This is a genomic window from Streptomyces sp. NPDC051987 (assembly GCF_040680735.1).
In the GTDB taxonomy this organism is placed as follows: Bacteria; Actinomycetota; Actinomycetes; order Streptomycetales; family Streptomycetaceae; genus Streptomyces.
In genome coordinates this window covers 176035-196445 of sequence record NZ_JBFAXI010000003.1, presented here as the reverse complement: position 1 = coordinate 196445, position 20411 = coordinate 176035, and the positions used below count along the sequence as shown (strand labels likewise).

Here is a 20411-nt window from a genome sequence, read left to right as displayed (position 1 = left end):
ATAACGTCTGCGTGATCATTCGGTGGAACCTGGAACGCAGGGGTGGGGGGCATGCGTTCCTGTTGACGTAGCCGACCACGGGGGTGGCAGCGAGCGACGCACACCAGGTGCGTCCCGGAACGACGACGAAGGGGCCGCAGCACGATGGCTGTACTCGCCGAATCCGGATCGAACCCCGACGTCGACCTGCTCTACGACATCAACGGCCTGGCCAAGGACGCGCCGCACTGGTTCGACCGGGCCGTGGAGTTCGTCGGGGAGTACGGACTGCTGGTCGCGATGGTGCTGCTGGTGGTGGGGTGCTGGTGGTCCGTGCGGCGCCGGGCGGACGAGGACCTGCCCGCCACCATGGCCGCGCTGGTCTGGGCGCCGCTCGCCGCCGCGATCGCCGTCCTCGTGAACGTTCCCATCCGCGGCTTCGTCGAGCGGCCCCGGCCGTTCCTCACCCACCAGGGCCTCGACGTCCTGGTCTCCGGCAAGACCGACTACTCCTTCGTGAGTGACCACGCGACGATCACCATGGCGCTGGGGGTCGGCCTGTTCGTCGCCCACCGGAAGTTCGGGGTGGCGGGGATAGGGCTGGCGCTGCTTGAGGGGTTCTGCCGGGTGTACATGGGGGTGCACTACCCGACGGACGTGATCGGCGGGTTCGCCCTCGGCACGGCGGTCGCGCTGCTGCTGTCCCCGCTGGCGACGGCTCTGCTGACGCCGGTGATGAAGGCGGTGGAGGGGGCGCCGCGGGTGGGGTGGATCGTGCGTCGGCGGTCGGCGCGGGTGGGACTGGTGCGGGGGGCGCGAACGCCCGTGGCAGCGGAGGAGCGTGACCTGGCGGCGTAGGCCGGGGCTGGGGGCCCGAGGGGGGGCTTACCGGCGCTGGCAGGGTGCCGCTGCGCCCACCCGTGCCGCCCCAGCGGCACGACTGCCCGCAGCTGAGAAGTGTCAGGAGCGCGCGCGGCTGGGAGGAGGCGGCGAGCGAACCGCCCCGCAAGGGGCGCGGGGAACTGCGCGATCAGCCCCCCCCCGCGCCCGTGGATGCACGATCCGCCCAGCCACCCCGCTCTACATCTACAACCCCTGCGGCGAAGAGAAGAACCGGTTCGGGTCGTACTGCTTCTTCACCTTGGCCAGTTTGGTCACGGCGTCGCCGTAGTACGCCTGCTTCCAGCCGGTCAGCGTCGGGTCCGTGTAGTTCTGGTAGGCCGCGCCGGAGGCGTACGGCTTCATAGCGGCGTGTGCCGCGCCCAGCCAGGACTGCCCCGTACTGCCGGTGCCCCCCGCCCCCCACGACACGATGTACTGCGCCAGCATCCGCGACCGCCGGTGCACGAACGCCGTGGCCGTCGGCGCCACCCTGTTCACCGCTCCGCCCAGCGCCGTGAACGCGATACTGCCCGCACCGCCCCGGACGCCGGCGATCTGCCGCAGGGCCGTCTGGATGCCGGCCGCCGAGAGCGAGCGGTCGAAGAAGTCGGAGCGGGCCGCGTACGTCTCGCGGCCGAGCCTGCCCTGCGGGGAGCGGCCGGGGGTGGAGCCCGGCAGGTGGCACTGGGGTTCGGTGGCGAAGGAGGAGCAGCCGGCGTAGATCTCCATCACCTCCTCGTAGGCGTGGCGGCGCAGCGAGACGGAGGAGGCGTTGGCGCCCGCCTTGTGGGCGAGCGCGTCGACCGCGTTCTGCAGCTCGCCGTACGTGCCCATCGAGAAGCAGGCCACCGAGACGCGCGGGCCGCTGCCCGAGTTCTCCAGGTGCAGGGAGGACCAGATCTCGTCGGGCTGGGCGGGGCCCCACTCCTGCCAGGCCTTGAGGACCTGCGCCGCCTTGGACCACGGCCAGGTCAGGTACGCCGTGACCCCCTGCGGGGTCGGGTGGGTCCGGAACTGGAGTTCGGTGACGACGCCGAAGTTGCCGTTGCCGGCGCCGCGCAGGGCCCAGAAGAGGTCGGCGTTGCTGCTCGCGTCGGCGGTCACCTGCGTGCCGTCGGCCGTGACGGCCGTCGCCCGCGTGAGGCTGTCGCAGGTCAGGCCGTACGCGCGGGACGCGACCCCGTGGCCGCCGCCCAGGACCAGGCCGGAGACGCCGACGGTGGGGCAGGAGCCCGCCGGTATGGTCACGCCCTTGGCCGCCAGGGCCCGGTAGACGTCGATCAGTTTGGCGCCGGCGCCGACGACCGCGGTGCCGCCGCTGACGCGGACGCGGTTCAGCTTCGAGACGTCGACGATCAGACGGCCGTCACCGGAGGAGTAGCCCGCGTAGGAGTGGCCGCCGTTGCGGATCGAGACCTTCAGTGCGTGGGCCTGGGCGTAGGACAGCGTGGTGCGGATGTCGTCGGCGTGGGCCACGTACGCGACCGCCGCCGGTTTCAGGCCGTCGAAGCGGGTGTTGTAGAGCTGGTGCGCCGTCGCCCAGGAGGCGTCGCCGGGGCGTACCAGGGTGCCGTCGAGGGCGTGCGCGAGGGCCGTCCAGTTGGCCGCGGCCGCCGCGCTGGTGGTCTTCAGCGCCGTACGGGAGGATGTGGTGGCGAGCGGCGCCCCGGTTGTGCGGGCCGCGGTGGCGCCGCCGGAGCTGCACCCCGCCAGTGCGGTCGCCGCGAGGGCGGCCGCCCCGCCCGATATGAAGGTACGCCGTTCCATGCCCGTGCCTTTCGTCGGCTGTCGTGGGACGAGACGGCGTTCGTCGCACACGGGTTCCCGTGCGGTGTAACGGACGCTGTGACGTCGTAACGACTGCGATGGCGAACGCCGAAGACTTGTTCGCTTAACCCGCCCGTTGGAACCGGCACGTGCCCTCACCGTAAGCGTTCCGTGACCTCACCGGGTTGACGGCAGGGGTTCACCCTCCGTTCACCTATGGCCATCGGCCGCTTCACCTGTTCTGCCTAATTTCGGCCGTACCGGGTGCGGTGAGCGGCCGTCAATGCCCCAGTGCAGGAGGTCGTCGCCCACCACTTACTTCGCACGCCGCCGAAGGTGGCGCCTCTGGAAGGAACTCCCGAAAGTGAAGCTTCAGCGCAAGAACCGGCTGCGCGCCCTGTCTCTCGGTGCTGTCGCCGTCTCCGGCGCCCTGGCCCTTACGGCGTGCGGCTCGGACGACAACGGTGGCGGCAGCGGTTCGAGCACGTCTTCGGCGTCCGCCAACGCCAGCTCCATCAAGTGCGACGGCGCCAAGGGTCAGCTGCTCGCCGACGGCTCCTCCGCGCAGAAGAACGCGATCGACGCCTGGGTGAAGAACTTCTCGCAGGCCTGTGGTGTCCAGATCAACTACAAGGGCTCCGGCTCCGGTGCCGGTGTGACCGCCTTCACGCAGGGTCAGATCGCCTTCGCCGGTTCCGACTCCGCGCTCAAGCCGGAAGAGGTCACCGCCTCCAAGAAGGTCTGCTCCGGCGGCCAGGGCATCGACCTCCCGATGGTCGGCGGCGCCATTGCGATCGGCTACAACGTCCCGGGTGTCGACAACCTGGTTCTGGACGCGCCGACCCTCGCCAAGATCTTCGACAGCAAGATCACCAACTGGAACGACGCGGCGATCAAGAAGCTGAACCCGACCGCGAAGCTCCCGAACCTGAAGATCCAGGCGTTCCACCGCTCGGACGAGTCGGGTACGACGGACAACCTGACCAAGTACCTGATCGCCACCACCCCGTCCAACTGGAAGTACTCCGGCGGCAAGGCCTGGCAGGCCAAGGGCGGCCAGTCCGCTCCGCAGTCCGCGGGTGTCGCCCAGCAGGTCAAGCAGACCTCCGGCGCCATCGGCTACTTCGAGCTCTCCTACGTCTCGGACGGCATCAAGGCCGCCAGCATCGACACGGGCGCCAGCAAGCCGGTCGCCCCGTCCACCGCGTCCGCCACCGCCGACATCGCGGCCGCCCAGGTCGTCGGCACCGGCAAGGACCTGTCGCTGAAGCTGGACTACAAGACCAAGGCCGAGGGCGCGTACCCGATCAGCCTGGTCACCTACGAGATCGCCTGCGACAAGGGCAACAAGGCCGACACCCTCCCGGCGACCAAGGCGTTCCTGCGCTACATCGCCTCCGAGGACGGCCAGAAGATCCTCTCCACGATCGACTACGCCCCGATCCCCGACGAGATCATCGCCAAGGTCCGCACCACCGTCGAGGGCCTGAGCTAAAGATCCGCGAGTGCGGCCGGGTTCCGGACGGAACCCGGCCGCACCGTCCGGTGCACCGCCGCCCGGAGCCGTACGCCCTTACGTGTGGGGAGTACGGCTCCTCCGAGCCGCCCTCAGGCGACTCCGCAGACCGGAGAACCCGATGGACATAACGACGCAGACAGCAGACGACGCCTCTCCCCCCACACCCCCCCAGCCCTCCGTGGCCGAGCAGAAGCGCAACGCGCGCGGCGCCACCCGGGTCGGTGACCGAGTCTTCCTCGGTCTCTCCCGCGGCTCCGGCATCCTGCTCCTGGTGATCATGGCCGCGATCGCGGTCTTCCTCACCTACCGGGCCGTCCTCGCGATCAACCGCGACCACGGCAACTTCCTCACCACCTTCGAGTGGAACACCAACCTCATCCCGCCGAGCTTCGGCATCGCGGTCCTCGCCTTCGGCACGATCGTCTCCTCGATCATCGCCATGGCCATCGCGGTCCCGATCTCGGTCGCGATCGCGCTGTTCATCACGCACTACGCGCCGCGCCGCCTGGCCGGCCCGGTCGCCTACGTGATCGACCTGCTCGCCGCCGTGCCGTCCATCGTGTACGGCCTCTGGGGCGGCCTGGTCCTCGTACCGCACATGACCGGCCTGTTCAGCTGGTTGAACGACTACTTCGGCTGGACCGGGATCTTCTCCTGGGACGGCGGCGCCCCGCGCTCGATCCTGACCGTGTCGATCCTGCTCGCGATCATGATCCTGCCGGTCATCACCAACGTGAGCCGCGAGGTCTTCCGCCAGGTCCCGCAGATGCACGAAGAGGCCGCCCTGGCCCTCGGCGCCACCCGCTGGGAGGTCATCCGCATGGCGGTGCTGCCCTTCGGCCGCTCCGGCGTGATCTCCGCCTCGATGCTCGGCCTCGGCCGCGCCCTCGGCGAGACGATGGCCGTCGCCACCGTGCTCTCCCCGGACTTCGACATCCATGCCAGCCTGCTCAACCCGGGCGGCGGCACCTTCGCCCAGAACATCGCCAGCAAGTTCGGCGAGGCGACCTCCGACGGCCGTGACGCGCTCATCGCCTCCGGTCTGGTCCTCTTCGTCATCACCCTGCTGGTCAACGGCGCGGCCCGCGTGATCATCGCCCGCCGCGCGGAGTACTCGGGGGCCAACGCATGAGCACCGCAGCAGTCGACAGCAGCGCCAGCACCCTGCGCGGTGCCAGCCTCCCGAAGTGGTCCCCCTACGCCATCGTCGGCGGATCCGTCGTCCTCGGCGTGCTCATCGGCCTCGTGGCCGGCCTGGACAGCAAGGTCCAGTGGGGCCTGATCGCCGGCCTCCTCTACGTCCTCGGCACCTATGTCATCGCCGCCCGCGTGGAGGGCAGCCGGCAGGCCAAGGACCGGGTCGCCACCTCGCTGGTCTGGGTCGCCTTCGTCGTCGCCGTGGTCCCGCTGGTCTCCCTGCTCTGGGTGACCGTCTCGCGCGGTGTGAAGGTCCTGGACCCCTACTTCCTCTCCCACTCCATGGGTGTCGTCGCGGACTCCCAGCCCGGTGGTGGCGCCTACGCGGCCATCATCGGCTCCCTGGAGCAGGTCGGCCTCGCCACCCTGATCGGCGCCCCGATCGGCATCCTCACCGCGGTCTACCTCGTCGAGTACGGGCGCGGCCGCCTCGCCAAGGCCGTCACCTTCTTCGTGGACGTGATGACCGGTATCCCGTCGATCGTCGCGGGTCTGTTCATCCTCAGCCTCATGCTGATCTTCGACATGCAGCCCTTCGGCTTCGCCGGATCGCTGGCCCTGGCCATCCTGATGATGCCGGTGGTCGTGCGCTCCACCGAGGAGATGCTCAAGCTCGTCCCGAACGAGCTGCGCGAGGCGTCGCTGGCGCTCGGCGTGCCCAAGTGGCGCACCATCCTGAAGGTGGTCCTGCCGACCTCCATCGGCGGCATCACGACCGGTGTCATGCTGGCCATCGCCCGTATCGCGGGTGAGACCGCGCCGGTGCTGCTGCTGGTGTTCGGCAACCCGTTCATCAACAACAACCCCTTCGAGGGTGCGCAGTCGTCGCTGCCGCTGTTCATCTACCAGCAGTACGCGAACAGCGCCGGTGCCAACGCGGCGTACGACCGTGCCTGGGCGGCCTCGCTCACGCTGATCGCCTTCGTGATGATCCTGAACCTGGTGGCCCGCGGCATCGCCCGCTGGAAGGCCCCCAAGACCGGTCGCTGACCGGCCGACAGCGACCGACTCCTGGAAGTGAAGAAGTAATGTCCAAGCGAATCGACGTGAGCGGGCTCACCGCCTACTACGGCTCCCACAAGGCCATCGACGACATCTCGATGAACATCGAGCCGCGCACCGTCACGGCGTTCATCGGCCCCTCCGGCTGCGGCAAGTCGACGTTCCTGCGCACGCTCAACCGCATGCACGAGGTCACCCCCGGCGGCCGTGTCGAGGGCAAGGTCCTCCTCGACGACGAGAACCTGTACGGCGCCGGTATCGACCCGGTGTCGGTGCGCCGCGAGATCGGCATGGTCTTCCAGCGCCCCAACCCCTTCCCCACGATGTCGATCTTCGACAACGTGGCGGCGGGTCTGAAGCTGAACGGCAACTTCAAGAAGAGCGAGCTGACCGACATCGTCGAGAAGTCGCTCAAGGGTGCCAACCTCTGGAACGAGGTCAAGGACCGCCTGAACAAGCCGGGTTCCGGTCTCTCCGGTGGTCAGCAGCAGCGTCTGTGCATCGCCCGCGCGATCGCGGTCGAGCCGAAGGTGCTGCTCATGGACGAGCCGTGCTCGGCGCTCGACCCCATCTCGACGCTGGCGATCGAGGACCTGATCGGTGAGCTGAAGGAGCGCTTCACGATCGTCATCGTGACGCACAACATGCAGCAGGCGGCGCGTGTCTCCGACCGCACGGCGTTCTTCAACCTCGCCGCCGTCGGCCAGCCCGGCAAGCTGATCGAGATCGACGAGACGGAGCGCATCTTCTCCAACCCGTCGGTCCAGGCCACGGAGGACTACATCTCCGGCCGCTTCGGCTGAGCCGAGGTGCCCACCGACCCCTCGCGGTGCTGCATGGCGGTGCCACCGCGAGGACGCAAAGGGCCCGCCCCTGGCTCCCGGGGGCGGGCCCGCCTGCGTTTCCGTGCCTGCCCGACTGCCCGAGAGGGGTGAGGCCGAGGGTGGGTGGCGCCGTGCGACGACGGCCGCGGGCCTGGGTGGGCGCGGACGGGGTGGGGGGCACTGTCGTACGGCGGCTGCGGGTGGGTTGTGGCTGGTCGCGCAGTTCCTCGCGCCCCTTTCGGGGGCGTTGAGTGGACCGGGTCCCGGAAGGCTTCCGTGGGTGGGGCTGGCGTGGGGCGGGTGCGGTGTGGCTGGTCGCGCGGTTCCTCGCGCCCCTAGGGGGGGTGCTGTTGGGGTTCGGGTGCGGGTGGGGTGTGGCCGGTCGTGTGGTTCCTCGTGCCGCTGGTGGGGTGCGGTCGGGGGTTCGCGTTCGGGGTGTTTCGACCTGGGCTTTTCACCGACCGAGTCGGGTGGGTGGGTGGGCCAAGCGGTTACAGGAACGCGAGGTGCACGATGCCGTAGGCCGTTGCCGCCACCAGGGCCGCCGCCGGCATCGTGATGAACCAGCCGAGGACGATGTTCTTGGCCACGCCCCAGCGGACCGCGTTCACCCGCTTCGTCGCGCCGACGCCCATGATCGCCGAGGTGATGACGTGGGTCGTGGAGATCGGCGCCTTGAACAGGTACGCCGTGGTGAACATGATCGACGCGCCGGTGGCCTCGGCCGCGAAGCCCTGCGGGGGGTCGAGTTCGATGATCTTGCGGCCGAGGGTGCGCATGATGCGCCAGCCGCCGGCGTAGGTGCCGAGGGAGAGCATCAGCGCGCAGATGATCTTCACCCACGCCGGGATCGGGTCGCCGTACGTCTCGTGGCCGGAGATCACCAGGGCCATCACGACGACACCCATCGTCTTCTGGGCGTCCTGGAGACCGTGACCGAGGGCCATGCCGGCCGCCGAGACGGTCTGCGCTATCCGGAAGCCCCGCTTCGTCTTGTGCGGGTTGGAGCGGCGGAACAGCCACATGATCGCCGTCATGACCAGGTAGCCGAGGATCAGGCCGACGACCGGCGACAGGAACATCGGGATGATGATCTTGTCGAGGACGCCGTGCCACAGGACGGTCGTGCCGCCGGCCAGTGCCGCGCCCACCAGGCCGCCGAACAGCGCGTGCGAGGAGGACGAGGGCAGGCCGAAGTACCAGGTGACGAGGTTCCATACGATCGCGCCGACCAGCGCGGCGAACAGGATGCCCATGCCGGTGGCGCCCTTGGGCGTCTCGATCAGGCCCTCGCTGACCGTCTTGGCGACCCCGGAGCCCAGGAAGGCGCCCGCGAGATTCATCACAGCCGCCATCGCCAGGGCCGCGCGCGGCGTCAGGGCCCGGGTGGAGACCGAGGTGGCGATCGCGTTCGCCGAGTCGTGGAAGCCGTTCGTGTACGTGAAGAAGAGCGCGACCATGATGGTCACGATGAGCGCGAAGGTGTCCATCGACGGCTCAGGACTCCTTGACGGCGATGGTCTCCACCGTGTTCGCCACGTGCTCGAACGCGTCCGCCGCCTCTTCCAGGACGTCCACGATCTGCTTGAGCTTCAGCACCTCGATCGCGTCGTACTTGCCGTTGAAGAGGTGGGCGAGAAGCTTGCGATGGATCTGGTCCGCCTGGTTCTCCAGGCGGTTCACCTCGATCCAGTACTCGGTGAGGTTGTCCAGCGTGCGCAGGTGGGGCATCGCCTCGGCCGTCAGGTCGGCGGCCCGCGCCAGCACCTCGATCTGCTGCTCGACGCCCTTCGGCAGTTCCTCGACGTTGTAGAGGACGACCAGGTCGACGGCCTCCTCCATGAAGTCCATGATGTCGTCGAGGGAGGACGCGAGGGTGTAGATGTCCTCGCGGTCGAAGGGCGTGATGAACGAGGAGTTCAGCTGGTGGAAGATCGCGTGTGTGGCGTCGTCACCTGCGTGTTCCGCTGCCCGCATACGCTCCGCGATCTCGGCTCGGGCAGACGCGTCCGCCCCGAGCAGTTCCATCAGGAGTTTCGAGCCCGTGACGATGTTGTCCGCGGAGGCGGCGAACATGTCGTAGAAGCTCGTCTCCCTGGGGGTCAGACGAAAGCGCACTTGGGGTCCTCGGTAAGCATGGGTTTCGGTCAGGGTGATGCTAAGCGCATCATCCGGCCACGGCTAATGGGCCGCCGTCCAGTTTCGCTCATCGGCCACGGTGATCAGCAAGGGGGCTTCCCGAGGGCCCTATACCCAGCAGAGTTCGTTACCATATACCCACCAGGGGTATATGAATCCATGATGCGGAGGACGCGATGACGACCACCGAGGCCGGCGCCACGACACCCTCCGGAAGCGGTGCGTCAGCGGCGACCACGCACGGCTACCACAAGCAGAAGGACGAGCACCTCAAGCGGCTGCGCCGGATCGAGGGGCAGATCCGGGGTCTGCAGCGGATGGTCGACGAGGACACCTACTGCATCGACATACTCACCCAGGTCTCGGCGTCCACCAAGGCCCTGCAGTCCTTCGCCCTGCAACTGCTGGAGGAGCACCTGCGGCACTGCGTCGCCGATGCGGCGGTCAAGGGCGGGGACGAGATCGACACCAAGGTCGAGGAGGCCACCCAGGCCATCGCCCGCATGCTGCGGACCTGACCCGACCCGACGTGACCGGGGCGGGCCCGGCCTGGCTGCCTGGCCTGAATCAGTGGGTCTCGTGCTCCTCGCCCACGCGCAGCACCTCGTCGATGCTCTCCAGGCTGAGCCGGTCCTCGGCGGCCGACGCCGCGATGATCAGTTCTCCGCACAGCTCGATCTCGGCGAGGGCCACGTGGTCCTGAACTGCCGTACCGCCGACCGGAGCCACGTGCATCACCTCTTCTCTGCCGTCACCGACTCTCTAGAGTAGGCAGCGGTCTACACAACGCGCATGGCACGGACGGGCTAGTTCACAGGTTGTACGACATGGTTCCCGGACTAGTGCGTCGGCTGGTTTTCGGCGATCCGGCCCGCGTAGATGTCCGCGGAGCGGGGCAGTTTCACGTCCACCGGGGTGCCGAAACCGTACAGTTGAGTCGTCGAGGCGACCGCCACGGTGCCCTTGCCGCTGTCGTTGACGAAGCTGAACCGCTGCCGGAGCTTCCGGATCCGGCCCTGGTCGTCGAGGTAGACGTCGAACGGGACCTCGGCGGTGGCGAACCCTTTCGCCGCGGATGCCAGGGCGGCCCTGTTGCCGGCGGAGGCAGAGCGGGCCGCGGCCGCCAGGTCGGCGATGCCGCGGAAGTGCCGGACCTCGGTCCCGGCGAGCTCGGTCTTCCCCAGGTACGTCGCGGAGCGCGTGCCGCGCAGCAGCTCGGCCGCGGCGAACGGGTCGGTCGCGCCGCCGGTGACCAGGTTGCCGTCGGAGAGGGTCGCGGTCTCCACCCGGACCCATTTGTCGGCGGGCACCCCGGCGCCCCGGTTCTTCATGAACAGCGCGCCCGGGGCGAGGAGTTCGGTGATCGGGCGGTGCTCGGAGGCGCCGGCGGGGTCCTGCGGGAGGACGACCGTGAGTCTGCCGAGCTGGCGGTCGTAGTCGTAGACGCCCGTGCCGCGGATGGTGACGCGGGTGCCGCCGGCGGCCATCTCCATGGAGGTCGTCGCCTGAGAGGTGCGGGTGGCGCGCAGGGTGTCCGCCGTGCGCTTCAGGAGGGCGAGGGGGTTGTCGCCGGGGGTGCCGCTGGCGCCTTCCGCCGTGGCGCCGCCGCAGCCGGTGGCACATGCGCCGAGGCCGACCACGAGTCCTACGGTGACGGCCGTCATTCCAGCGCGCCAGTGCTGCCGCCGTTCCATCGCCTGCCTACCCCCAGCCGGTACGTCCGTCACGGGTCCCGCGTCGTTCCGCTTAACGAGGGGTGGGTGGGGCCGTCACGCATGCCTGGGCTTTACCCGGCGTGGGTAGCGTTGTCGGTGTGGCGCAGGAAGACGGTTCCGGGCGGGTCCTGCAGGGGTCGGGACACAATGCGAGCACCGTTGAACAAGGGCGGTTCTGTTTCGCGCGGTGCACGTGTGGGTGGCGGGGGCCGGCCAGGAGGGCGAGAAGCCTTGCGCGGACCGATGCGGAGGGGCACGTGACCGGCGGGTGAGGCAGGTCCCGTCCGGCGCGGCTGGGTGACACAGGCCACAGGAACTCCCCGGGTGCCGTGGAGAGAAGTGGTCGTGAGGGACTCAGAGAACGAGGTGCGCCGCCGCGTGCGCGAGGGGGACCGTGAGGCGTTCGCCCAGCTGTACGAGGAGTTCGCCCGCGCCGTCTACAACCACGGGCTGCGGCTGACCGGCGACTGGTCGACAGCCGAAGAGATCATGTCCGAAACCTTCCTGACCGCCTGGCGGACCCGCGACCGGGTGCTGGAGGACGGCGGCTCGCTGCTGCCCTGGCTGCTGGGCATCGCCACCCACAAGGCGGACAACGCCCGCCGCGGGCAGCGCAGACGCCAGCTGTTCCTGGCACGCCAGCCGCAGCCGCCGGCGGAGGAGGACTTCGCGCCCCGGACGGTCGGGCGCATCGACGACGCACGGCGCCTGCAGGCCGTGCAGGCCGCCCTGGGCCGGCTGCGGCGCCAGGAACGCGAGGTGCTGGCCCTGTGCGTGTGGTCCGGTCTGGACTACCGCGAGACGGCCGAGGCCCTGGGCATCGCCATCGGCACCGTGCGGTCCCGGCTTTCGCGGGCCCGCCGGAAACTCGCCCGGCTCGCCGAGGAGAACACGGAACTGCCCGCCGACCGTGGAGAGATGACAAGTGCGGCCGCGATCGCGGCCCTGCCCGTACGGAAGGAGCTCACATGAACGACGGCGACCGCGAGGAGATCGCCCGCCTGCTGCCGACCCTGGCCGACCAGGACCTTCCGCGCGAGCAGCACCATCGTCACAAGGAACTGCTGATGCACCGCATCGACCAGGACATCGCCATCGCCCGGGAGACCGGCCGGGGGACCGGCCGGGAGCGGGTCACCCGTACCCGTTCCGGCCGCCGGCTGCTGCGGCCCGCGCTGCTGGCTCCGGCGACCGCCCTGACCCTGGCCGCCGCGCTGGCCGCAGGAGTCGCCCTGAACGGCGGCGCCCGGGAGCACTCCGGCGCCACCGCGCACGGCGTGGCCACGGACATGCGGCCCGCCGCGGCCCTCCTGGGCCGGATCTCCGACGCCGCCGGGGACCGCACCGTGCCCCGGGTGCGGGACGACCAGTTCGTCTACACCCGGGAGAAGGCCCAGGGGGCCGATCTGACCAGCGGGAAGGCCGTCCTCGACCCTCTGCGGGAACGGGAGACGTGGATCGCCCAGGAACCGGGTCCCCTGCACAGGCTCGGGCTGGTCCGGGAGGACGGTGAGACCCTGCCGGTCAACGCCGAGCTCGGGGACACCGACGGCACCCCGGCCGGGCTCGGCCGGCCCACCTACGGCTGGTTCAGTGCGCTGCCCACCGACCCCGACAAGCTGCTGACCTACCTGTACGCGCACACCCCGTTCGCCGAGGGCCGGGGACGGGACCAGGCGGTGTTCGAGCAGATCGGGTCCCTGCTCGGCGGGATGATGCCGCCGGCCACGGCCGCCGCGCTCTACCGGGCCGCGGCGAAGATCCCCGGTGTCACTGCGGCCCCGCAGGCGCGCGACGCGATCGGACGGCGGGGGCTCGGGATCGCCCGTGACGACACGCGCTACGGGGTGCGGACCGAGTGGGTCTTCGACAAGGAGGACTACTCGTTCCTCGGGTCCCGCAGCTACCTGATCAAGGACCGGTCGTACGGGAGGGCGGGGACGTTGCTGTCCAGCGAGGCGGAGTTGGAGATCGCCGTCGTGGACAAGGCCGGTCAGCGGCCCTGAGCTGAGCTGTGGTTCTGTGGTCGGCTGCGGGCCGGTGGAGGCTCGTCGCGCAGTTCCTCCCCCCAGCCTTCGGCGGGGGTACCCCCCAGCGCCCCTGACGGGGCGCAGTCCCCCCCGCCCTTCCGCCCCTGATGGAGCGCTGATCTACTGCGTGTTGTCGAGTGACGCCAGGAGTTCGGTCACCAGTTCGGCGTCCCTCGGCTGTGTCAAGCGGCTTCGTGCCTGGGGTGGGCTCAGCCACAGGATGCGGTCGACCTCGTGGTTCGGGGTGAAGTGGCCTTCTCCCGCTTCGCCGGCCCAGTAACGGACCTCCTTGGGACGGCCGTTGGCGTAGTAGTGGACGGTGGACAGCTCGCTGCCGAGGGCCGCCGTGTAACCGGTTTCCTCCTCGACCTCGCGCAACGCGCCGGTGACCGCGTCCTCGCCGCGCTTGAGCTTGCCCTTCGGGTGGGACCAGTCGTCGTACTTGGGGCGGTGGACGAGGCAGACCTCCAGGTCACCGTCGACCGGCGAGCGGCGCCACAGGACGCAGCCCGCCGCCTGGACCGGGGTGTCGCTCACACGGCCTCCACCCGCTGCTTCTGCCAGGCCTGCTGGAACGCGAACCGGGCCGCCTCCACCTCGTGCCGCTGGTCGGCGTGGAGGACGCCGAGGGCGTAGGCCGTCGCGGGGGCGATCCGCGGGGTGCGGGCCGCGGCGGCGGCCGCCGCGGCCGCTTCCGAGGCGTCCCGGTGCCGGTTCAGGGCCTGGCCGGCTGCGAGCAGCCGTACGTCCGCCGGCGCGCCCTGGCCGCACATCACCTCGCGGGCGTAGCGGTGCAGGCGCAGCAGGAGCCGGACCTGGTGCCAGGGGCCGTCCTGGGGATGCGGGGACGGGTCCGGGGACAGGCCGTGGACCAGGGCCTCCGCGTTGTAGGGGTGGCCCGCGGTGACCAGGGGGAGCGCGGCGATGGCGTCGGTGAGGCGTTCCTCGGCCGCCGCCGCCTGCGGGCGCAGGTCGGTGGCGGGCGCCGCGGCCGTCAGCGGGACCTCGCTGGCCAGCACCGCGACCTTGTCGGCGACCGCGTGGAAGCGGGAGGAGCCGAGCGCCTGGAGGGCGGTGGAGTGGGCGCGGGTGCGGGCGAGGGTGAGCTGGCGGTCCAGGAGGGCGCCCGCCTTGGCCGCGCCGACGGTGAGGGTGCCGCGCTCGGCCACCGCCTCCGAAGTGGCCTGGGCGGGCAGGGCCGTCGACCCGGAGAGGCGGTGCAGCGCCAGCAACAGGCGCTCCAGCCGGGCCTCGTAGGCGTGCTCCAGGCCCAACGTGCCTGACAGCCAGGCCAGTTCGGGCCGGATCTCCTCGGACCAGTCGGTGTCCAGGAGCGGTCGGAAGGTGTGCAGGCTGCCGCTGATGCGCCGGGCCGAGCGGCGCAGGGCGCGGGCCGCGTCGACGGACTCCTCCGCCGCGCTCGCCGTCCCGGTCTCCCGGTGCAGGCGCAGCGCGCGGAGGAACTCCGTGGCCTGGGCGCGCAGGTAGCCCGCGAGGGCTTCCCCGGTCACGGCCCGGGTCGTGGGGTCCGTCGGGTCAAGGTGTTGCTGTGCCACGCCGGCGCCTCCGGGCGTCTATGAGCATCTCCTGGATGTTGCGCAGCGGCTGCCCGTCGGCGTCGGTCGCGTGCCGGGTCCATTCGCCGTCCGGGCCCAGGTGCCAGGAGGAGGTGGAGTCGGACATGCCGCTTTCGAGGAACCGGTTGAGCGCGGACCGGTGGGCCGGGTCGGTGACCCGGACCAGGGCCTCTATCCGGCGGTCGAGGTTGCGGTGCATCATGTCGGCGCTGCCGATCCACACCTCGGGCTCGCCGCCGTTGCCGAAGGCGAAGACCCGGGAGTGCTCCAGGAAGCGGCCGAGGACCGAGCGGACCCGGACGTTCTCCGACAGGCCGGTGACGCCCGGCCGTATCGCGCAGATGCCGCGCACCCAGATGTCCACCGGCACGCCCGCCATGGACGCGCGGTACAGGGCGTCGATGATCGCCTCGTCGACCATCGAGTTGACCTTGATGCGGACGAACGCGGGGCGTCCGGCCTTGTGGTGCTGTATTTCCTTCTCGATACGCGCGATCAGGCCGTCGCGCAGCGACTTGGGGGCCACCAGCAGGCGGCGGTACGTCTCCCGGCGGGAGTAGCCGGAGAGGCGGTTGAACAGGTCGGACAGGTCGGCGCCCACCTGCGGGTCGGCGGTCAGCAGGCCGAGGTCCTCGTACAGTCTCGCCGTCTTCGGGTGGTAGTTGCCGGTGCCGACGTGGCTGTAGCGGCGCAGCGTCTCGCCCTCCTGGCGGACCACCAGGGAGAGCTTGCAGTGGGTCTTGAGCCCGACCAGGCCGTAGACGACATGGCAGCCGGCCTCTTCCAGGCGCTTGGCCCACTTGATGTTGGCGTGCTCGTCGAAGCGGGCCTTGATCTCGACCAGCACGAGGACCTGCTTGCCGGCCTCGGCGGCGTCGATGAGCGCGTTGACGATCGGGGAGTCGCCGGAGGTCCGGTACAGGGTCTGCTTGATCGCGAGGACGTCGGGGTCGTCGGCGGCCTGTTCGATGAAGGCCTGCACGGAGGTGGAGAAGCTGTCGTACGGGTGGTGCAGCAGCACGTCCCGCTCGCGCAGGGCGGCGAAGATGTCGGGCGCGGAGGCGGACTCCACCTCGGCGAGGTCCCGGTGGGTGCCGGCGATGAACTTGCGGTACTTCAGCTCCGGCCGGTCCAGGCTCGCGATGCGGAACAGCCCGGTCAGGTCGAGCGGGCCGGGCAGCGGGTAGACCTCGGCCTCGGAGATCTTCAGTTCCCGGACCAGGAGGTCGAGGACCTCGCGGTCGACGGACTCCTCGACCTCCAGGCGCACCGGCGGCCCGAAGCGGCGCCGCATGAGCTCCTTCTCCAGGGCCTTGAGCAGGTTCTCCGCGTCGTCCTCCTCGACCTCCAGGTCCTCGTTCCTCGTCAGCCGGAAGGCGTGGTGCTCCACGACCTCCATGCCCGGGAACAGCTCCTCCAGGTGGGCGGCGATGACGTCCTCGATCGGGACGTACCGGCCCGGGGAGCTCTCCAGGAAGCGGGACAGCGACGGCGGCACCTTGACCCGGGCGAAGTGCTTGTGTCCGCTGACCGGGTTGCGGACCACCACGGCCAGGTTCAGGGAGAGGCCCGAGATGTACGGGAAGGGGTGCGCCGGGTCGACCGCCAGCGGGGTCAGCACCGGGAAGATCTGGTGCCGGAAGAGCGTGAAGAGCCGCGCCTGCTCCTTCTCCAGCAGCTCGCTCCAACGGACCAGGTGGATGCCCTCCTCCGCGAGTGCGGGGGCGACGTCCTCGTGGTAGCAGGCGGCGTGCCGTGCCATCAGTTCGCGCGAGCGGGCCCAGATCATCTCCAGCACCTCGCGCGGCTGCAGCCCGGAGGCGGACCGGGTGGCCACACCGGTGGCTATCCGGCGCTTGAGGCCTGCCACCCGGACCATGAAGAACTCGTCCAGGTTGCTCGCGAAGATCGCCAGGAAGTTCGCCCGCTCCAGCAGCGGCGTGTTCGGGTCCTCGGCGAGCTCCAGCACCCGCTCGTTGAACGCGAGCCAGCTGCGCTCCCGGTCGAGGAAGCGCCCCTGGGGCAGCCGGGCCCCGTCGGCCTGCGACTCCTCGTACGCGTCGAGGTCGGCGTCGATGTCGGGTTCCAGGTCGGAGACCGCGGCGGCCACGGTGTGCGGGCGGTGCGCGGCGATGGAGCCCACGGAGGGCTGGGCGTGCTGGACCTCTGCCTGGGCGTTCTGCTGACTCATGCCCCCATTCTTCCGCGCCCGGGGCGTCACAGGCGCGTCGGAACGCGCGGGTGGGAGCTGGACGACCCCGTTCCCCGCGAACCCCTCGGGGGGTGGCGAAGGTTCTGGCACGGCGGGCTTCATTGGCTGAGCGTCGCAAGTCCGTCTGAACCAATGGTTACGAAGACATGGCGTGCGGGATAGCGGGGAGCGGCTCGCGGACGTCCGTGACCAGCCGGGGCGGGCGCGGAGGATCACGAAAGCGACGATCCCGTACGAGCTTCCCCGCCACCGTACGTCCTTCCGCCGTCCGGGGGAGGCACGGGCCGACGGTCCCGCAGCGGGCCGTCGGGCGCAAGAGGCGGAACCCGCCCGTCGACCCGCCCGCGGTGCACCCGTGGCTGCCCGGCGCGGCGGCCCGCGCCCTCCTCAGAGGGGCGCCCCGGTGCGGTGCTTGAGGAGGCGGAAGGACAGGAGGGCGGCCAGGACGGCGACGGTGAGGACGATCGCGGTCTCGGTGAGGTGCAGGGGCCAGTAGTGGGAGACGGGGTGGTAGGTGGCGAAGTCGCCGTGGCCGTTCGAGCCCTCGCTCACCAGCCAGACGCTGTCCGGGAGATCGAAGGCGTGCGCCCCGGTCCGGGTGCGGGCGGGCCACAGGTGCGGGCGGCAGTACGTCAGCACGGTGTCGAGGACCCACATCGCCCCGGCGGCGGCCCCGAGGGCGGCCAGCGTGCGGCGCAGCAGCAGCGCGGTGAGGGTGCCGACGGCGAGCGCGCACAGGGCGTAGGCCACCGCCAGCGGGCCGCGCGCCACGAACACGGGGGCGGCGGTCCAGTCCTCGGTCCACAGCAGGCCGGGACGGGCGGCGAAGGCCCAGCGGAAGACCAGGACCAGGGCCGAGGCACCCGCCGTCAGCGCGAGGGCGGGCAGCGCCAGTTTGGCGGTCAGCCAGCGCGTCGGGGTGACGCCCTGGGTCCATGCCAGGCCGGCGGTCCCCGACTCCAGTTCCCGGCCGACCAGGGCGCTGCCCGCGAACGCGGCGACGGCGACGAAGGCGTAGCTGATCAGGGTGGCGGCCCAGTACATCTGGGTCGGGTACGGGAGCGGGAGGGGACGGTTGCAGGAACCGAGGCAGGACAGTCCCCGAAGCTCCGGGTCCTTGGCGGGGACCTCGGTCAGCCACACCAGCCAGCCGCTCACGGCCGCCACGAACCCGGCCCAGCTCAGCAGGGCGGCCCGGTGCAGCCGCAGCACGGTCCGGGACAGGCCGCCGCCGGTCAGGGGCAGGGCGCTCATCGGGTGACCGCCTTTCCGGTCAGGCGGCGCAGCAGCAGGAAGCAGGCCGCGGTCAGCAGGGCCGTCACGGTGAGGATCAGGGCCGTGGTGGTCAGCTGGAGCGGCCAGTAGTGGGAGTAGGGGTGGTAGGTGTGGAAGTACCCGACCGCGTCCACCCTCGCCCCGCACCCCTGGTCGAGGTACCAGGCGCAGCCGGTGTCGGGGACGTGCGCGCCGGTCGGGGTCACCAGGCCCGAGGCGACGTCGAGCCCGGCGCCGGTGTATCCCTGGCGGAGGGTGCTGAGCCGGGTGACGGGCGGCCACAGCCGGGGCGTCAGCCGCTGGACCGCGACCCAGATCGCGCCGGTCAGCAGGAGGCCGAGGGCCAGGGCGGGCAGTGCCCGCCGGCACAGCAGGCCGGTCAGCGCGCCCGCCGCGAGGCCGGCCAGGGCGAGGGCGACGAGGGTGGGGCCGTTGGTGTGGAAGGTCCAGATGTCGTACCACTGCTTGAGGGTGTCGACCCGGCCCCTGCCCGCGCTCCAGGCCTGGTGGTGCAGCCAGACCAGCAGGGCCGAACCCGCCGTGACGACGGCTGCCGGGACCGCCAGCCGGACCGTCAGCCAGCGGACCGGGCTGCTGGACTGCGCCCAGGCCAGCCGGGCCGTCCCCGACTCCAGTTCCCTGCCGAAGAGGGCGCCGCCCGCCCAGGCGGCGGTCAGGAAGGGCACGGCGGACATGGCCAGGGTGGCGTAGTTGTACCAGTCCTTGTAGCGCAGGATCGCGGCCTGGTCGTAGCCGCACCTGGGGTGGAACCCGCAGGCGTCGAACTGCCGCCAGCCCTCGGCCGCCGCGTCGGTGAACGGGCCGCGCAGCAGCAGGAGCAGGACGGTGGTGAGGACGACGAGGGCTGTCCAGGTGTACAGCGCGGGGCGGTGCAGCCGCAGCACCCAGCGGGCCAGGCGCGGCCTGACCGCGGCGGCCGACGAGGGTGCGGGCGAGGGCGAGGGCGAGGGTCCGGGTGCGGACAGGGCGGTCACGCGACGGCCTCCTCGGTCGGGGCCAGCGCCGGGGCCTGGGGGTTGCGGAGGTGGCCGAGGACCAGTTCCTCCAGGGAGGGGGTCTCGGTGCGCCACTCGCCGGGGAGCGCGCCGGCCGGGCGGATGAGGGCGCTGAGCTGACGGCCGGTGGCCCGGGACTCCACGACGGTGTGCGGGGCGAGGTCGGTGTCCGCGGCCGCGGCGACCCGGGTGTGGGCGGCCAGCAGGTCGTCGATCTCGCCCGCCAGCCGGACCCGGCCGCCGCCGATCAGCAGCAGGTGGTCGCAGGACTCCTCCAGTTCGGCGACCACGTGCGAGGACATCGCGATGGTGGTGCCGTGCTGGGCGGCCTGCACCATCAGCACGCCCATCAGCTCGTGCCGGGCGAGCGGGTCGAGGTCGGCCATCGGCTCGTCCAGCAGGAGCAGTTCGGGCCGCTTGCCGAGGGCGAGGGCGAGCGCGACCCGGGTGCGCTGGCCGCCGGAGAGCGCGCGGACCTTGGCCTTGGGGTCCAGGTCGCCGGCGGCCACGATGTGCTCCGCGGCCGCCGCGTCCCAGCGCCCCGGGTTGAGGTCGGCGCCCATCCGCAGGGTCTCGGCGACCGTGAGCTGCGGGTAGAGCGGCTTGTCCTGGGCTACGTAACCGACCCGGGCGCGGGCCTTTGCCGGGGTGGTGCCGAGGACGGTCAGCACTCCCTCGGTGGCGCCCAGCAGGCCGGCGGCGAGCGCGAGGAGCGTGGACTTGCCCGCTCCGTTGGGGCCGACGACGGCACAGACCCGCCCGGCGGGCAGCCGGAAGGCGCAGTCCCGCAGCGCCCAGCCTCCGCGCCGGCCGAACCGCTTGCCGAGCGCGGCCGCCGCTATCGCGGTGTCGGTCATGAACTCTCTCCTTGGAAGTGCTTCTCGAGGACGGCGGTGAAGAGCGCGGCCACGTCGTCGCGGTCCAGGCCGGCCGCGCGGGCCCGGTCGGCCCAGGCGTCCAGCTCCCCGTGGAGCGGGGACTCGGCCGGGGCGGTGCCCAGGGAGCGCTTCACGAAGGTGCCGAGGCCTCGCCGGGCCTCGACCAGCCCCTCGCGCTCCAGCTCCCGGTAGGCCTTCAGGACCGTGTTGGGGTTGATGGCGGTGGCCTCGACCACCTCGCGTGCGGTCGGCAGTCTGTCTCCCGGCTGGAGGTGGCCCAGGCGAAGGGCCTGCTTGGTCTGCTGGACGATCTGGACGTAGGTGGCGACGCCGGAGCGCCGGTCGATGCGGTACTCGACCACCCGTACAACCACCCTTTCACTAATTAAGTAGTGAAAG

Annotated in this window: 20 protein-coding genes; 8 read left to right on the top strand and 12 right to left on the bottom strand. The window is 71.0% G+C overall.

What is annotated here, in order from left to right; all coding sequences use genetic code 11:
• Nucleotides 1-144 precede the first annotated feature (144 nt).
• On the top strand, nt 145-837 hold the full coding sequence (locus AB0M11_RS02930) for a phosphatase PAP2 family protein (RefSeq protein ID WP_365700649.1): 693 nt from the start codon (nt 145-147) through the stop codon (nt 835-837).
• A 228-nt stretch (nt 838-1065) separates the two neighbouring features.
• Here AB0M11_RS02930 and AB0M11_RS02925 read toward each other — a convergent pair whose 3' ends face one another.
• Complete coding sequence (locus AB0M11_RS02925) at nt 1066-2628, bottom strand: FAD-binding oxidoreductase (protein WP_365700648.1); 1563 nt, start codon at nt 2626-2628, stop codon at nt 1066-1068.
• Nucleotides 2629-2992: 364 nt separating this feature from the next.
• On the opposite strand from AB0M11_RS02925, the gene pstS reads away from it, so the two are divergent.
• The 4 genes from pstS to pstB all read left to right on the top strand — a co-directional run bounded on the left by pstS (nt 2993) and on the right by pstB (nt 7149).
• Entirely contained in the window at nt 2993-4123 is a 1131-nt protein-coding gene (gene pstS, locus AB0M11_RS02920; protein ID WP_365700647.1) for a phosphate ABC transporter substrate-binding protein PstS, read from the top strand.
• 142 nt (nt 4124-4265) lie between these two features.
• On the top strand, nt 4266-5279 hold the full coding sequence (gene pstC / locus AB0M11_RS02915; RefSeq protein ID WP_365700646.1) for a phosphate ABC transporter permease subunit PstC: 1014 nt from the start codon (nt 4266-4268) through the stop codon (nt 5277-5279).
• Nucleotides 5276-6334: a phosphate ABC transporter permease PstA gene (gene pstA, locus AB0M11_RS02910; RefSeq protein ID WP_365700645.1), complete on the top strand. Its 1059-nt coding sequence runs from the start codon at nt 5276-5278 to the stop codon at nt 6332-6334. Before pstC ends, pstA begins: the two co-directional genes overlap by 4 nt.
• Before the next feature lie 38 nt (nt 6335-6372).
• On the top strand, nt 6373-7149 hold the full coding sequence (pstB, locus tag AB0M11_RS02905; protein WP_365700644.1) for a phosphate ABC transporter ATP-binding protein PstB: 777 nt from the start codon (nt 6373-6375) through the stop codon (nt 7147-7149).
• 512 nt (nt 7150-7661) lie between these two features.
• Here the strand turns inward: pstB and AB0M11_RS02900 are convergent.
• Nucleotides 7662-8660: an inorganic phosphate transporter gene (locus AB0M11_RS02900; RefSeq protein ID WP_365700642.1), complete on the bottom strand. Its 999-nt coding sequence runs from the start codon at nt 8658-8660 to the stop codon at nt 7662-7664.
• Between the two features lie 7 nt (nt 8661-8667).
• On the bottom strand, nt 8668-9288 hold the full coding sequence (locus AB0M11_RS02895; protein WP_132892118.1) for a DUF47 family protein: 621 nt from the start codon (nt 9286-9288) through the stop codon (nt 8668-8670).
• Between the two features lie 197 nt (nt 9289-9485).
• Between AB0M11_RS02895 and AB0M11_RS02890 the strand changes: the two genes are divergently transcribed.
• Nucleotides 9486-9827, top strand: a complete 342-nt coding sequence (locus AB0M11_RS02890) for a metal-sensitive transcriptional regulator (protein WP_365700641.1) — start codon at nt 9486-9488, stop codon at nt 9825-9827.
• Between the two features lie 49 nt (nt 9828-9876).
• Here the strand turns inward: AB0M11_RS02890 and AB0M11_RS02885 are convergent, their stop codons facing one another.
• Both AB0M11_RS02885 and AB0M11_RS02880 read right to left on the bottom strand, forming a co-directional pair.
• Nucleotides 9877-10044: a hypothetical protein gene (locus tag AB0M11_RS02885; RefSeq protein WP_365700640.1), complete on the bottom strand. Its 168-nt coding sequence runs from the start codon at nt 10042-10044 to the stop codon at nt 9877-9879.
• Nucleotides 10045-10148: 104 nt separating this feature from the next.
• A complete protein-coding gene (locus tag AB0M11_RS02880; protein ID WP_365700638.1) occupies nt 10149-11003 on the bottom strand; it encodes a hypothetical protein in 855 nt (284 codons plus the stop codon).
• Nucleotides 11004-11369: 366 nt separating this feature from the next.
• Here AB0M11_RS02880 and AB0M11_RS02875 point away from each other — a divergent pair, with 366 nt between their 5' ends.
• Nucleotides 11370-11996, top strand: coding sequence for an RNA polymerase sigma factor (locus AB0M11_RS02875; protein WP_365700636.1), 627 nt, complete (start codon nt 11370-11372; stop codon nt 11994-11996).
• Complete coding sequence (locus tag AB0M11_RS02870; RefSeq protein ID WP_365700634.1) at nt 11993-13030, top strand: CU044_5270 family protein; 1038 nt, start codon at nt 11993-11995, stop codon at nt 13028-13030. Before AB0M11_RS02875 ends, AB0M11_RS02870 begins: the two co-directional genes overlap by 4 nt.
• A gap of 144 nt (nt 13031-13174) precedes the next feature.
• On the opposite strand, the gene AB0M11_RS02865 is transcribed toward AB0M11_RS02870, so the two are convergent.
• From AB0M11_RS02865 to AB0M11_RS02835, 7 genes are all read right to left on the bottom strand, one after another.
• The gene (locus AB0M11_RS02865; protein WP_365700632.1) at nt 13175-13591 is read right to left on the bottom strand and encodes an NUDIX hydrolase; all 417 of its coding nucleotides are present in this window, start codon (nt 13589-13591) and stop codon (nt 13175-13177) included.
• Entirely contained in the window at nt 13588-14610 is a 1023-nt protein-coding gene (locus tag AB0M11_RS02860; RefSeq protein ID WP_365700630.1) for a CHAD domain-containing protein, read from the bottom strand. Before AB0M11_RS02860 ends, AB0M11_RS02865 begins: the two co-directional genes overlap by 4 nt.
• Complete coding sequence (locus AB0M11_RS02855) at nt 14591-16822, bottom strand: RNA degradosome polyphosphate kinase (protein WP_365700628.1); 2232 nt, start codon at nt 16820-16822, stop codon at nt 14591-14593. The genes AB0M11_RS02860 and AB0M11_RS02855 overlap by 20 nt, the downstream gene beginning before the upstream one ends.
• A 408-nt stretch (nt 16823-17230) precedes the next feature.
• A complete protein-coding gene (locus AB0M11_RS02850) occupies nt 17231-18097 on the bottom strand; it encodes a hypothetical protein (protein ID WP_365700626.1) in 867 nt (288 codons plus the stop codon).
• Nucleotides 18094-19113 carry an ABC transporter permease gene (locus AB0M11_RS02845; RefSeq protein ID WP_365700624.1) on the bottom strand — a complete coding sequence of 340 codons (1020 nt, stop codon included), beginning with the start codon at nt 19111-19113 and terminating at the stop codon, nt 18094-18096. Before AB0M11_RS02845 ends, AB0M11_RS02850 begins: the two co-directional genes overlap by 4 nt.
• A complete protein-coding gene (locus tag AB0M11_RS02840; protein WP_365700622.1) occupies nt 19110-19991 on the bottom strand; it encodes an ABC transporter ATP-binding protein in 882 nt (293 codons plus the stop codon). Before AB0M11_RS02840 ends, AB0M11_RS02845 begins: the two co-directional genes overlap by 4 nt.
• Nucleotides 19988-20374, bottom strand: a complete 387-nt coding sequence (locus tag AB0M11_RS02835; RefSeq protein WP_365700620.1) for a GntR family transcriptional regulator — start codon at nt 20372-20374, stop codon at nt 19988-19990. The genes AB0M11_RS02840 and AB0M11_RS02835 overlap by 4 nt, the downstream gene beginning before the upstream one ends.
• Nucleotides 20375-20411: the final 37 nt, after the last annotated feature.